The organism is Pseudoclavibacter terrae (assembly GCF_008831075.1).
Taxonomy (GTDB): Bacteria; Actinomycetota; Actinomycetes; order Actinomycetales; family Microbacteriaceae; genus Pseudoclavibacter; species Pseudoclavibacter terrae.
Genome location: NZ_WBJX01000002.1, coordinates 615,461 through 628,615 on the forward strand (window position 1 = coordinate 615,461; position 13,155 = coordinate 628,615).

Genomic DNA, 13,155 nt, shown 5'->3' on the forward strand with positions numbered 1-13,155 from the left:
GGCAACGCCAAGGAGTACGAGCATGCAAGAGCTCAGATTCATCGACCTGGATGAAGGTGCCCTCGTCGTGTCCGGAGATGACGGTCAGCGCTTCCGAGTCGTGATCGACGAAGCGCTCCGCGATGCCCTGCGGCCGCGCATCTCGACGCGCGTCGATGCGCCGAAGGTGCCGCCACGGGCCATCCAGCAGCTCATCCGCGCCGGGAAGACGATCGACGAGGTGATCGAGCTCACCGGAGCAGCCCGCGAGGACGTGGTGCGCTTCGAGGGTCCCGTGCGGGCCGAGCGCGACTACCTGGTTCGACAGGCGCGAGCGGTGACGGTGCGCTTGAAGACCGACGCAGACCCGCTCGGACAAGACGGAACGAGCTTCGGCGAGGTCATCGATGACCGCCTCGAGGCGTCGGTCGCAACTGCCGTCGTCTGGGATGCCTGGAAGGATGACGAGGAGGGCTGGCGGGTCGGTCTCTCATTCGCCGTCGACGAGATATCTCGAGAGGCGCTCTGGGGCTTCGAGCCGAAGACGCAGGCCCTGACCCCGCTCAACCCGACGGCGACGATGCTCTCGCAGCAGGGAGAGGCACCTGCGCTCGGCAGCCCCCGGTTGCGGGCGGTCGTCGAGGCCCCCCAGCGCGAGGTAGCACCGGCAGTGAGTGCCGAGCCCTCCGCGAAGGAGCCGGTCTCGTGGATCGGCGCCGCGGCATCTCGCCTGGAGCGTGCCACCGAGCAGCAGCATCACGAGACGGCCGATCTGCTGGAGGCGCTCCGCAGACGCCGTGGTGAGCGAGTCCCCCAGTCGTTCGACGACGACGAAGACGGTGCGGATGAGGACGAGTCGAGCGCCGAGGGTCCGCTCGACGAGACCGGATCGCCCTCGCCAGAGCGGACTCCGGTGAAGCTCTTCGCTCCTCGCGCCCGCGACGAGGATCGTTTCGAGACGGAGACCATCGAGCCGAGCGATCTCGGTGCAGCAGGCGTGCGAGCCGTCGATGTGCCGCTCGACGGGCTGGACGAGCCCGCACGTGATGCCGAGGGGCCGTCCCAGTCCAAGCACTCGCCGAAGCGCTCAGGGCGCGCGGCGATGCCGAGCTGGGACGAGATCGTCTTCGGCACTCGCAGCGACGAGTAGGCCCCGACGTTCGGCGCGCGCTGCAGGTCAGTGCGCGTAGGCGCCGGCACGGATGAGGGGAACGATGGTCTCCTCGGGGGTGATCGATCCGTGCTGTCCGACGACGAGCCTCGCACCTGACTGCACCGACGAGGGGTAATAGGTCACGCCCTTGGTCGCCGCGACGATGACATCCCCGATGCGTGCTGCCGCCTCTGGGGCGACGACGGGCCCGTACCAGCCCTCGGAGATCGCCGCCGCGCGCGTGAGGACGGTGGCGCGCGAGCTCTGCGACTCGTGCCACCGGTTCCGAAGCTCCTGGGCCGCCGAAGCATCCGCGCCCGGTGCCAGGTACAGGTGCCGAAGCCTGGGCTCACCCGCCATCGCGATGACCCCGTCGAAGAGCGGGTCGTCGTCGTCGATGTCGATCTGCCGGTGTCGCGGGATGTCGATCATGCCGTGGTCTGCGGTCACGAGGATGCCGGTTCCGGCATCCACCCCGCGAGCAAGCGAGTCGAACGCCGCGTCGAGCTCCTCGAGCCGCGCCAGCCAGGCATCAGACTCCCAGCCGTGCGCGTGACCAGCCTGATCCAGCTCGGCGTTGTAGAGGTAGATGAGCGCACGGGGGTGCGTGTCGAGCGCGGCGAGCGTCACCTCGACCCTCTCCTGCATGGACTCGCCTTCGAGGTAGAGGGCGCCTCGGAGCGACGCGTGCGTGAGCCCGGAATCCCGGTACTGCGGCATGCCGACCACGATGCTCTGCACCTCGGACGAGGCGTCGCGCAGCTGCTCGAAGATCGTCCGCTGCAGCTGCCAGGTGGCCGGGTCCATGCCGTCGCCCCAGCCGGACAACTGGTTGCGGATGACCCCGGAGTCGCGGTCGTAGAGCGAGTAGCCGAGCAGCCCGTGCTCGCCCGCGCGGGTGGCCGTCGTGAGGGAAGTGATCCCAGCGACGGTCGTCGAGGGGAACGAGAAGGCGGTGTCCTTCTTGCGCCAACCGGCGCTCAGCCGCCGCGCGTGGCCGGCTCGGGAACGGAGCATCGCCGCACCGAGCCCGTCGACGAGCATGACGACCGTGGATCGGGCCTCGGGGAGACCGAGCGCACCACGTTCACCACGCAGAGAGGCAAGCGAATTCGGCAACACGTCGGAGAGCGTCGGGCGACCGCTCGCCGCGCTGAATAGCATGGACGACATCCGTCCCAGTCTCCCACAGGGGCGCCGCGGCAACCTCCCTTCCGACAGGTGACATGAGCACAACACGCAACGACGACTCCTCAGCGATGAGCGAGCAGCGCATCGAGGACATCGACGTCTCCACCGAGATGCAGTCCTCCTTCCTCGAGTACGCCTACTCGGTCATCTACGCCAGGGCTCTCCCTGACGCACGCGACGGGCTCAAGCCCGTGCAGCGACGCATCCTCTACCAGATGGCGGAGATGGGGCTCCGGCCGGATCGTGGGCACGTGAAGTCGGCTCGTGTCGTCGGCGAGGTGATGGGGCGCCTGCACCCGCACGGCGACACCGCCATCTACGACGCGCTCGTCCGCATGGCTCAGGGGTTCGTGCAGCGGGTGCCGACGATCGACGGCCACGGCAACTTCGGGTCGCTCGACGACGGTCCCGCGGCTCCCCGCTACACGGAGGCGAGGCTCGACGCAGCCGCACTGGCGCTCACGGCTGAGCTCGACGAGGACGTCGTCGACTTCGTTCCCAACTACGACAACTCGACGACGCAGCCCGAAGTGCTCCCGGCCGCCTGGCCGCACCTGCTCGTGAACGGTGCCAGCGGCATCGCCGTCGGCATGGCGACCAACATGGCGCCGCACAATCTCGGCGAGGTGATCGCTGGAGCCCTGCATCTGCTGGAGAACCCGGGCGCGACGCTCGAGGAGATCATGCAGTTCATCCCCGGGCCGGACCTGCCCTCGGGCGCTCGCATCACGGGCCTCGACGGCATCCGGGATGCGTACGCGGGCGGGCGGGGCTCGTTCCGGACGCGCGCGACGGCCAGCGTCGAGCGCGTCACGGCGCGCAAATCCGGCATCGTCGTCACCGAGCTCCCCTACATGGTCGGGCCCGAGAAGGTCATCGAGAAGATCAAGGACGGGGTGCAGGCCAAGAAGCTGGCTGGCATCAGCGACGTCGCCGACCTCACGGACCGCAAGCACGGCCTCCGGCTCGTCATCGAGATCAAGACGGGCTTCGATCCGGAAGCCGTGCTCGAGCAGCTGTACCGGCACACCCCGCTCGAGGACATGTTCCACATCAACAACGTGGCGCTCGTCGACGGAGGGCCGCAGACGCTCGGCCTCATCGAGCTGCTCCGCGTGTACCTCGACCACCGCATCCAGGTGGTGCGCAGGCGAAGCGCCTTCCGTCTTGCGCGCAAGCTCGAACGGCTCCATCTCGTCGAGGGCCTCCTCGTCGCGATCCTCGACATCGACGAGGTCATCCAGATCATTCGCTCGAGCGACGACGCATCGGCCGCCGGCGAGCGCCTGCGCATCGTCTTCGACCTCTCAGAGCTCCAGTCGGAGTACATCCTCGAGCTCCGGCTCCGCCGCCTCACGAAGTTCTCGCGCATCGAGCTCGAGGCGGAGCGCGACCAGCTGCGGCAGGAGATCGCCGAGCTCGAGCGGCTCCTCGGCGACGAGATCCTGCTCCGTGCTCGTGTCGGCGCGGAGCTCCGGGAGACCAGCGACCGGTTCGCGACGCCACGCCGGACGCTGCTGACCGAGGGAGTCGGCACTCCCCCGAAGCGCGGGAAGGCGATCGAGACGACCCAGCTGCAGCTCGCAGACTCCCCGACCCAGGTGCTGCTCTCCACGACGGGCCGCCTGCTCCGCATCGACACGGTCGAGGCGGATGCACGCCTGCAGCAGCCGCCGAGGCGCAGCAAGCATGACGCCGTTCGGTCGCACGTGACCACCACCGTGCAGGGCGAGCTCGGGGCGGTCACCAACCTCGGACGGCTCCTCCGCGTTCCCGTGGTGGCGCTCCCTTCCAGCCCGCAAGGGTCCGTGCTGCTCTCGGCCGGGGTGAAGGCACACGACTTCGTGGGCCTGACGAACGCCAAGGAGCAGGTCGTCGCCCTGGTGCCCATCGACCAGGAGACGCCGATCGCCCTGGGGACGAGGCTCGGCGTCGTCAAGCGGGTCACGGGCATCGACTTCGGGAAGAACCGCGAACTCGAGATCATGACGCTGAAGGCTGGCGACGAAGTCGTCGGTGCAGCGCTCGCCGCCGACGACGATGAGCTCGTCTTCGTCTCTGACGACGCTCAGCTGCTGCGCTTCTCCGGCAAGCTCGTCAGGCCGCAGGGCCGCTCTGCCGCGGGAATGGCAGGCATGAAGCTGTCGGACGGGGCCGTCGTGCTCTCGTTCGCCGTCGTGGCAGCGGCGAACATCGAGCTCGCGGAGGTCGCAAGCGTCGCGCGCAATGAGGACGCGCTCGAGGGAACAGATTCGGGGACGGCGAAGGTCTCGAGCCTCAGCGAGTTCCCCGCGAAGGGCCGGGCGACGGGTGGGGTCAGGGCCCAGCGCCTCCTCCGCGGCGAGCGCCGCCTCAGCGCAGCGTGGGTCGGGCCGGGCACCCCCTTCGGAAACGCCCGTGACGGCGCCGTCCGCGCGCTGCCGACCGGAGGCGCGAAGCGCGACGCGTCCGGAACCCCGCTTGAGCAGGTCGTGGACTTCATCGGCCGTGGCATCGGCGACCCGACGCCGTTACCCGGTGCCGAGGCTGAGGGGGCCGCGCCCGATTCCGAGGACACCACGGCCGCGTCCGTGACCGACTGACCGACAAACCCCGCGAGGGCGAAGAAGGCAGGCTCCCACGGGAGCCTGCCTTCTTCTGTGCTGCGAATCGGAGGCTGCTAGACGTCGATGTCCGCTCGCGCGACCTGCTCGGATCCCTCGATGATGAACTCCTTGCGCGGCGCCACATCGCTGCCCATGAGCAGGTCGAAGACGCGCTCCGCGTTGTGAGCGTCAGCGTTCGTGACTCGTCTCAGGAGGCGCGCGCTCGGGTCCATGGTCGTGTTCCAGAGCTGGTCCTCATCCATCTCGCCGAGGCCCTTGTACCGTTGGATGGGGTCCTGGTAGCGCTTGCCCTGCTTCTCGAGCTTCGCGAGCAGCGTCTGCAGCTCCTTCTCGGAGTAGGTGTAGACCGTCTCGTTCGGCTTGCGGCCGGCGTGCATGATGACCACACGATGGAGGGGCGGGACGGCTGCGAAGACGCGGCCCGCATCGAGCATGGGGCGCATGTAGCGGAAGAAGAGCGTAAGCAGCAGCGTGCGGATGTGCGCGCCATCGACGTCGGCGTCGCTCATCAGGATGACCTTGCCGTAGCGGGCCTGGCCGATGTCGAAGCTCCGACCGGACCCCGCGCCGACGACCTGGATGATCGATGCGCACTCGGAGTTCGAGAGCATGTCCGAGATCGAGGCCTTCTGCACGTTGAGGATCTTGCCGCGGATGGGCAGCAGGGCCTGGAACTCCGAGTTGCGCGCCGGCTTCGCCGTGCCGAGCGCGGAGTCCCCCTCCACGATGAACAGCTCGCTCTGAGCCACGTCGTTCGACCGGCAGTCGACGAGCTTCGTCGGCAGCGAGGAGCTCTCGAGCGCGTTCTTGCGCCGCTGCGTCTCCTTGTGGGCACGCGCGGAGAGGCGGGACTTCATCTCCTGCACGACCTTGTCGAGCAGGAGGTTCGTCTCAGCCTTGTCCTGGCGCTTCGTGGAGGCGAACTTCTCCGTCAGGCCGGCCGTCACGGCCTTCTGCACGATGGCCCGCGCCGCGGGTGTCCCGAGCACCTCCTTGGTCTGCCCCTCGAACTGCGGCTCAGGGATGCGGACCGTCACGACGGCGGTGAGTCCGGCGAGGACGTCGTCCTTGTCGAGCTTGTCGTTGCCGACTTTCAGGCGCCTGGCGTTCTTCTCGACCTCTGCGCGGAAGAAGCGGAGCATGCCCTGCTCGAAGCCCGCGAGGTGAGATCCGCCCTTCGGTGTCGAGATGATGTTGACGAAGCTCTTCACGTTGGTCTCGTACCCGGTTCCCCAGCGGAGCGCGAGGTCGACGTGCATCGTCCTCGCCACCTCTTTCGTCACGAGCTGGAGGCCTTCGTCGTCGAGCACGGGGATGGTCTCGGTGAACTCCCCGCTTCCTTCGATGCGCCACGTGTCCGTCGTGGGGGCGTCAGGGGCGAGGAAGTCGGCGAACTCGGTGATGCCGCCGTCGAACCGGAACCGCTGCGTCGTCGGCTCAGCCGACTCGTCGCGCGCGTCCTCGATCACCATCTCGAGTCCGGGCACCAGGAAGGCGGTCTGCCTCGCACGCTCGGCGAGGTCGTTCGTCTGGAAGCTCGCCTCGCGGATGAAGACCTGCGGGTCGGCCCAGTACCGCACTCTCGTTCCCGTGACGCCTCGCTTCGCCTTCCCGACGACCCGGAGCTCGCTGGTGCTGGTGAACGGGATGAAGTTCGACGTCGGGCTCGGCCCGTCTGGCCCGTCCTCGAAGACTCCGGGCTCACCCCGGCGGAAGCTCATCGCGTAGGTCTTGCCACCGCGGTCCACCTCGACGTCGAGGCGAGCGGACAGCGCGTTCACGACGGATGCGCCAACGCCGTGGAGGCCACCGGCGGACCCGTAGTTGCTCGCGCCGAACTTGCCACCGGCGTGCAGCTTCGTGAAGACCACCTCGACACCGCTGAGACCGGTCTTCGGCTCGATGTCGACGGGAACCCCACGTCCGTCATCGTCGACGCTGACCGACCCGTCGCTGTGCAGCTGGACGCGGATGCGGGAGCCGTGACCCGCCAGGGCCTCGTCGACGGAGTTGTCGATGATCTCCCACAGGCAGTGCATGAGACCCCGGGAGTCGGTCGACCCGATGTACATGCCCGGCCTCTTCCGAACCGCATCGAGCCCATCGAGCACCGACAGGTGTCTGGCTGAGTATGCGTCTCCGGAATTCGCCACCGAGGTCCACGTCCTTCTTCTGCGTCGTCATGCGTTCGATCTCGGCCGGGCCGCAGAGCAGCGGCAGGCCGCCTTCGAGCGTAGACCGGATGCTCGGTTTCGTGCGCCTCCCACACCACGTCGGGCCTACGCGCGCCTCAGCCGGGGCCGGAACCGCCGGTGCTAGCCTGACCACGCCCAGCGACGACCAGAGAGGGCACAACGTGCAGACTCCCGAGCCGGTGCGCAGACGCATCCACATCGATCTTCGCGCGATCCGCGACAACTCGACCCGCCTCCTCGGGTCGGAGACCGCCAGCTATGCAGACCTCCGCGCGGACGCGTACGGACACGGAGCGGTCCGCGTCGCCGAGGCCCTCGACGCCGAGGGGTACGAGGGCTTCGTCGTCTCCCGCGAGCTCGACCGTGCGGCCCTGTCCCATCTGAGCACCCCGCTGCTCGACGCGGATGCCGTCAACTCGGACAGGATCACGGGCGGTTCGCTCTTCGGGCTCTCGGATCGCGCGTATCGACCCGCGATGCGGGTCAGCGCCGAGGTCCTCGCTGTCAAGGACGTCCAGGCGGGTGAAGGCGTGTCCTACGGGTACAGCTACGTCACCACCGAGCAGACGCAGCTCGCGTTGGTCGGCGTCGGGTACGCGCACGGCGTCGTCCGACGCGCGTCGAACACGGCGCCCGTGCTCATCGGCGGAGCGACTCGCACCATCGTCGGGGCCATCTCCATGGACCAGTTCTCGGTCGACCTGCATGGTGCCGAGGTCTCGCCTGGGGACCTTGCGATCCTCTTCGGCGATCCGGCGAGTGGCGAGCCGAGCATCTTGGACTGGCAGCACGCGACGGGTCTCAGAGCCGCTGCGATCGCCAGCCGGATGAGCCCGCGATTCGAACGGAGCTACACATGAGCGGTGCCGTCGCGCACGTCGACCTCGACGCAATCAGCCAGAACATCCGCACGCTCGGCGCCCTCGCGCCGCGGTCGCAGTTCATGCTCGCGGTGAAATCGAATGCGTACGGCCACGGTCTGCACGAGGTGGTCCGCACTGGCCTCGGCGCGGGCGTTTCCTCGTTCGGCGTCCTCGAGACGACTGCGGGGATCGCCCTGCGCGCGTCCGGGGTCGAGGTGCCGGTATTCGCCTGGATGCACGGGCACGGCACCGATTTCGCCGCCGCGGCCGAAGCGCGGGTCGACCTGGGTGTGCAGACGTTCTGGCAGCTCGAGGCGATCGCGGCCTCCGGGTCCAGCGTCCGCCCGCGCGTGCACCTGAAGATCGACACCGGCCTGCACCGTGGCGGCGCGGACCGCCCGCGCTGGGCCGAGTTCGTGACCGAGGCGCTTCGCCTGCAGGCGCTCGGGAAGCTCGAAGTCGTCGCCGCCTGGAGCCACCTCTCCGACACATCGCACAGCGCCGATCTCGCATCGACGCGGCTGTTCAGCGCGGCGGTCGACGAGGCCCGGTCGCTCGGCGCCGAGTTCGAGCTGCTGCACCTCGGCGCGAGCGCTGCCGTGATCGATCTCCCTGAGGCGCACTTCGACCTCGTGCGGGTGGGCATCGCCGCCTACGGCATCTCACCATTCGACGACCGCAGCGCCGCGGACCTCGGCTTGCGTCCTGCCATGCAGCTGCGGGCGCCGGTGCTCGACGCACGACACGGGCTGGCCAGCATCGCCGTCGGGTTCGGAGACGGCATCCAGTCCGACCCTGCCGCAGCGGCCTTCGTCGTCGTGGATGGACATGCGGCGCCCGTCATCGAAGTCGGCGTCGACGAGACGGTCGTCGCGTTGCCGCCGGCAGCGGGAGCAGTCGCGGCCGGCAGCGAGTGCATCGTGTTCGGGGACGGTTCCCGTGGCGAGGCGACGGCCGAGCAGTGGGCCAGCTGGGGCGGAACGGTCGGCGACGAGATCGTGACCGGGCTCACCGGGCGCGTTCGACGCCAGTTCGCCGGTTCCTGACGAAGCCCGGCCCATGCCGGGGCGTGCCCGAGCACGCCCCGGCGAAGGTCAGGAAGTCGGCGTCGTCACTCCGATGCGCCGCATGAGCGCGAGGCGGGCGTTCTCGGACCACGAATCGAGGCGAGCGAGTTCGTCTCCCCCGTCGCCGAGGCTCCTGTCGGGGTCGCGGCGCTGCAGCGCCCGCTCGAGCAGGTGGTCAGCCAGCGCCGGGTTCAGCGCGAGAATCGGCCCGTGCAGATGCGTTCCGATCGCGGCCTCGTGCCTGATGCCCTCGAGCCCCGAGTTCTCGGCCGCCGAACCGCCGTTGCCGAAGCCCCGCACGATCTCTCCGAGCGCTTCAGCACCCGCATCGAGTGTTGTCAGCGCGTTGTGGTTCGCGAATCCCGCGATGAGCCCGTCCCCGGTGCGCACGACGGTTTCCGCGACGCTCTGGGACGGCTCGCGAACCGCCCTCGAGGCGAAGACGCCGAGGCCTTCGAGCTCGCCGTCATCATGCGTGATGCGGGAGCCGAGCAGCTCCCAGCCGCCGCCGATCGCCAGCAGCGGTGCCCCTGCCGCCGCGAGTTCGCGCAGCTGCTCCGCATGCCGCAGCGCGTCCGCCTGCACGGTCTGCACGGCCGCGAGTGGGCCAGAGCCGACGTGGATGAGGTCGACGGCCTCTGGCAGCGCCGGTGTGCCGCGTCCGACATTGACGATCTCGACGTCGAGCCCCCGCGCACGCGCACGCTTGGCGAGCACCGTCACATTGCCGACATCCCCGTTGATCCCGAGCTCGACCGGGTAGAGGTGCGCGATCCGCAGCTTCATGAGTTGACCTTCCCCTCGATGCCGGACTGCCCGAGGCGGCGCCGGATCGACATCATCTGCTCGTAGTTCACGATCATCGTCTTCATGCCCCGGCTCGGCTTCGGCAATGCGAGGAACCTGTCGAGGGCTTCACCCAGGTTCGGCTCGACGTGTCCCACCGGGATGTCCCCGTAGCCGAGGCGCGTCGCGATCTGCCAGGCCTTGGTACCGGAGACCACGTCGACGTGGTCGAGCCTGCTCAGGTCGGCGCCGAAGATCCATGAGGGGTCTGGCGTGCCCTCGTCGACGGAGACGAAGACCTGTTCAGGTGCCTCCTCGAGCGCATCCAGGTTCATCTGGAGGCTCGGCGGGTTCTTCATCATGATGATCTCGATGTCCTCACCGCGAACACTCATGACCTCGCCGCGCCCGTAGACGGTCTGCGATTCGCCGAGTGCCTCTGCGACGAGGGCGGGCACGAAGGAGTCTCCGAGGATGCGCTGCGCGGTCGCAGCTGCGCCGGCCGCGTCGAGGGCGTAGTGGAGGCCGCGCGCGGGCAGCTTGATGGCGAGTTCGTCGTCGCCGATGCGAAGCGTCGCGTCTCGCCCTCTCAGCGCGACGACCTGCACCGCGCGCTCGCCGGCGGCGACCTCCACGCTCGCGGCGGAGATGTCATCGAAGTTGGAAAGACCGTTTGGGGACTGCTCGATCAGTTCCGGGGCCACGCCGAACCAGGTCACTGGCGCATCCAGCGATGGCGGCAGGCTCCGCAGCGAGGCATCGTCGGCGTTGAGCACGCTGAAGTCGCCGCACGCCGCCGCGATGGTGCGGAGGAACTCCGTCACTCGCGATGGGTCGTAGAAGCGGTTCAGCTGGTCGACCTGCACGTTGAGCAGCAGCACGCCGCGCGGATGCAGGTGTGCGAGCAGCCTCGGCCCGTAGGCCTCATCAACCTCGAGGACCGCGATGTCAGCGCGCAGATTCCCGTTGACGTCGACGTCGGGAAGCATCGACGACGCGATGCCCTGCGGCAGGTTTCCACCCGAGGAGTTCGTGAAAACGCGGAGACCGTGGCGGCGCAGCATCCTGGTCAGGAAGTGCGTCGTCGTGGACTTCCCGTTCGAGCCGGAGACGAAGATGACGCCGAGTGGAAGCTTCGCGACTGCCGTCTCGAGGAAGTCTGGAGAGATGGCGAGTGCCACCCTGCCTGGGACCGCGGAGCCACCCCCGCGGAGCCGCATCGCCCCGCGCGCGCTCCGTCCGAGACCGACGGCGATCATCCGCCGCAGCTTGCCACCCATGCACACTCCCGTTTCCGCGCACTGCCTGCGCTGTCGTCGAAGCGACGAGAATCCCCCGTCTCGCCGACCGCCGCAAGTATCTCATGGGCCCGCCACGCGGCGACTGACGTCACCCGGGCCGGAGGCGGCTACGCGCAGGGCGAACCTGGCCCCTCGAATCACGCGGAACCCCGGCTCGCGTGCTCTAATTGTCGTGATCGCAAGATCACCGAAGCTTTGGAGGCATCATGACGGAGAGCACAACGGCCCTGCGCACCGACTCGGCGCCCATCGCCGCAACAGACCGTTGCGACGCGTGCGGAGCCCAGGCGTACGTCCGAGTCCAGCTGAGCGCCGGAGAACTCCTCTTCTGCGCACACCACGCGACGCGCCACGAGGAGAAGCTCCGCCAGCAGGCAGTGGCCTGGCACGACGAGACCGCTCGCCTGCACGGCGAGAAGGCCGCCGCGGGACAGACCGCGGAGTAGTCACCGACACACGACGCGCTGGCGCAGCCAGCGCCGCACACGAAGAAGGCCCGGATGCAAGTGCATCCGGGCCTTTCTCGGTGCTGGCACGACGCCAGCGCGGCAGTGCTCGCTACTCGAGGTAGTCGCGCAGCGACTGCGAACGCGACGGGTGGCGCAGCTTGGCCATGGTCTTCGACTCGATCTGGCGGATGCGCTCGCGAGTGACGCCGAACGTGTCGCCGATCTGGTCGAGCGTCTTCGGCATGCCGTCGCCGAGGCCGAAGCGCATGCGGATCACTCCAGCCTCACGCTCCGCGAGCGAGTCGAGGAGCGATTCGAGCTGACGCTGGAGCATGGTGAAGCTGACGGCGTCCGCAGGGACGACAGCCTCGGTGTCCTCGATGAGGTCTCCGAACTCGCTGTCACCGTCCTCACCGAGCGGCGTGTGCAACGAGATCGGCTCGCGGCCGTACTTCTGCACCTCGACGACCTTCTCAGGCGTCATGTCGAGCTCCTTGGCGAGCTCTTCTGGCGTGGGCTCGCGGCCGAGGTCCTGCAGCATCTGACGCTGGACTCGGGCGAGCTTGTTGATGACCTCGACCATGTGCACCGGGATGCGGATCGTGCGCGCCTGGTCTGCCATGGCTCGCGTGATCGCCTGACGGATCCACCAGGTGGCGTAGGTCGAGAACTTGAAGCCCTTCGTGTAGTCGAACTTCTCGACGGCACGGATGAGGCCCATGTTTCCCTCCTGGATGAGGTCCAGGAACTGCATTCCGCGCCCCGTGTAGCGCTTCGCGAGGCTGACGACGAGACGGAGGTTCGCTCCGAGGAGGTGGCTCTTCGCGCGGTCGCCGTCACGGGCAACCCACTTCAGCTCGCGAACAAGCTGCTTGTCGAGCTCGCCCTCTTGCTCCTTGAGCTTCTCCGCGGCGAACAGTCCGGCCTCGATGCGCATGGCGAGGTCGACCTCTTCTGCCGCGTTCAGCAACGCGACCTTTCCGATCTGCTTGAGGTAGTCCTTGACCGGGTCGGCGGTCGCGCCCGTGATGGCAGCGGAATAGACCGGAGTCTCTTCCTCATCGTCGCTCGGCGTGAGGACGATCGCACCCTGGACGCGTGCCTTCTCGGCGTCAGCCTTGGCGTCCTTCGGATCGGCGGGCTTCACCGAGTCGTCATCGGACTCCGGGCTGTCGGCGACATCCGCGTCCTGGTCGACTTCTTCGATCTCAGCCTCGTCGACGCCGTCTTCTGGCTCGTCGCCGTCGACCTTCTTCTTCGCAGCTGCGCGCTTGCGAGGCGCCGCCTTCGCGGGTGCGCCATCGGCGGCAGCGGCAGCCTTGCGCTTCGCGGGCGCGCGCTTGGCGGCGGGCTTCTTCGCCGTCGCGGCGTCGTCAGTGGTGCTCTCGGTCTCGGCTGCGGCGCTTGCGTCGGCGCTCGCGTCCTTGACCGGCGTCGCGCGCTTGCGCGCTGGCGCCTTCTTGATGACTTCCTCGGTTGCTTCTGCAGTAGCCGTGGTAGCTCCCGTGCGTGTCGCCATGTTCAGACCCCTCTCGTCACGGTGCGGGCATAAGGAAGGCCCTTGT

10 protein-coding genes are annotated in these 13,155 nt (G+C 68.5%); 5 read left to right on the top strand and 5 right to left on the bottom strand.

What is annotated here, in order from left to right; translation table 11 throughout:
* Window positions 1–22 precede the first annotated feature (22 nt).
* Window positions 23–1,129 carry a septation protein SepH gene (gene sepH / locus F8O03_RS09105; protein ID WP_167516527.1) on the top strand — a complete coding sequence of 369 codons (1,107 nt, stop codon included), beginning with the start codon at window positions 23–25 and terminating at the stop codon, window positions 1,127–1,129.
* Window positions 1,130–1,156: 27 nt separating this feature from the next.
* Here sepH and F8O03_RS09110 read toward each other — a convergent pair whose 3' ends face one another.
* The gene (locus F8O03_RS09110; RefSeq protein WP_151423556.1) at window positions 1,157–2,305 is read right to left on the bottom strand and encodes an alkaline phosphatase family protein; all 1,149 of its coding nucleotides are present in this window, start codon (window positions 2,303–2,305) and stop codon (window positions 1,157–1,159) included.
* 53 nt (window positions 2,306–2,358) lie between these two features.
* On the opposite strand from F8O03_RS09110, the gene F8O03_RS09115 reads away from it, so the two are divergent.
* A complete protein-coding gene (locus F8O03_RS09115; RefSeq protein ID WP_151423557.1) occupies window positions 2,359–4,905 on the top strand; it encodes a DNA gyrase/topoisomerase IV subunit A in 2,547 nt (848 codons plus the stop codon).
* A gap of 77 nt (window positions 4,906–4,982) precedes the next feature.
* On the opposite strand, the gene F8O03_RS09120 is transcribed toward F8O03_RS09115, so the two are convergent.
* A complete protein-coding gene (locus tag F8O03_RS09120) occupies window positions 4,983–7,082 on the bottom strand; it encodes a DNA gyrase/topoisomerase IV subunit B (protein ID WP_151423558.1) in 2,100 nt (699 codons plus the stop codon).
* Between the two features lie 221 nt (window positions 7,083–7,303).
* On the opposite strand from F8O03_RS09120, the gene F8O03_RS09125 reads away from it, so the two are divergent.
* The gene (locus tag F8O03_RS09125; protein WP_208851827.1) at window positions 7,304–7,984 is read left to right on the top strand and encodes an alanine racemase C-terminal domain-containing protein; all 681 of its coding nucleotides are present in this window, start codon (window positions 7,304–7,306) and stop codon (window positions 7,982–7,984) included.
* Entirely contained in the window at window positions 7,981–9,033 is a 1,053-nt protein-coding gene (locus tag F8O03_RS09130; protein WP_151423560.1) for an alanine racemase, read from the top strand. The genes F8O03_RS09125 and F8O03_RS09130 overlap by 4 nt, the downstream gene beginning before the upstream one ends.
* A gap of 48 nt (window positions 9,034–9,081) precedes the next feature.
* Here the strand turns inward: F8O03_RS09130 and F8O03_RS09135 are convergent, their stop codons facing one another.
* Entirely contained in the window at window positions 9,082–9,840 is a 759-nt protein-coding gene (locus tag F8O03_RS09135; protein WP_151423561.1) for a type 1 glutamine amidotransferase, read from the bottom strand.
* The gene (locus F8O03_RS09140; protein WP_244296105.1) at window positions 9,837–11,120 is read right to left on the bottom strand and encodes a Mur ligase family protein; all 1,284 of its coding nucleotides are present in this window, start codon (window positions 11,118–11,120) and stop codon (window positions 9,837–9,839) included. The genes F8O03_RS09135 and F8O03_RS09140 overlap by 4 nt, the downstream gene beginning before the upstream one ends.
* A gap of 227 nt (window positions 11,121–11,347) precedes the next feature.
* On the opposite strand from F8O03_RS09140, the gene F8O03_RS09145 reads away from it, so the two are divergent.
* Entirely contained in the window at window positions 11,348–11,587 is a 240-nt protein-coding gene (locus F8O03_RS09145) for a DUF7455 domain-containing protein (protein WP_104253334.1), read from the top strand.
* Window positions 11,588–11,699: 112 nt separating this feature from the next.
* On the opposite strand, the gene F8O03_RS09150 is transcribed toward F8O03_RS09145, so the two are convergent.
* Entirely contained in the window at window positions 11,700–13,109 is a 1,410-nt protein-coding gene (locus F8O03_RS09150; RefSeq protein WP_151423562.1) for an RNA polymerase sigma factor, read from the bottom strand.
* Window positions 13,110–13,155: the final 46 nt, after the last annotated feature.

Bases quoted from the DNA above. Each gene is read 5' to 3' on its own strand.
- sepH (WP_167516527.1), top strand. From the start codon at position 23: ATGCAAGAGCTCAGATTCATCGACCTGGATGAAGGTGCCCTCGTCGTG.
- F8O03_RS09110 (WP_151423556.1), bottom strand. From the start codon at position 2,305: ATGTCGTCCATGCTATTCAGCGCGGCGAGCGGTCGCCCGACGCTCTCC.
- F8O03_RS09115 (WP_151423557.1), top strand. From the start codon at position 2,359: ATGAGCACAACACGCAACGACGACTCCTCAGCGATGAGCGAGCAGCGC.
- F8O03_RS09130 (WP_151423560.1), top strand. From the start codon at position 7,981: ATGAGCGGTGCCGTCGCGCACGTCGACCTCGACGCAATCAGCCAGAAC.
- F8O03_RS09135 (WP_151423561.1), bottom strand. From the start codon at position 9,840: ATGAAGCTGCGGATCGCGCACCTCTACCCGGTCGAGCTCGGGATCAAC.
- F8O03_RS09140 (WP_244296105.1), bottom strand. From the start codon at position 11,120: ATGGGTGGCAAGCTGCGGCGGATGATCGCCGTCGGTCTCGGACGGAGC.
- F8O03_RS09145 (WP_104253334.1), top strand. From the start codon at position 11,348: ATGACGGAGAGCACAACGGCCCTGCGCACCGACTCGGCGCCCATCGCC.
- F8O03_RS09150 (WP_151423562.1), bottom strand. From the start codon at position 13,109: ATGGCGACACGCACGGGAGCTACCACGGCTACTGCAGAAGCAACCGAG.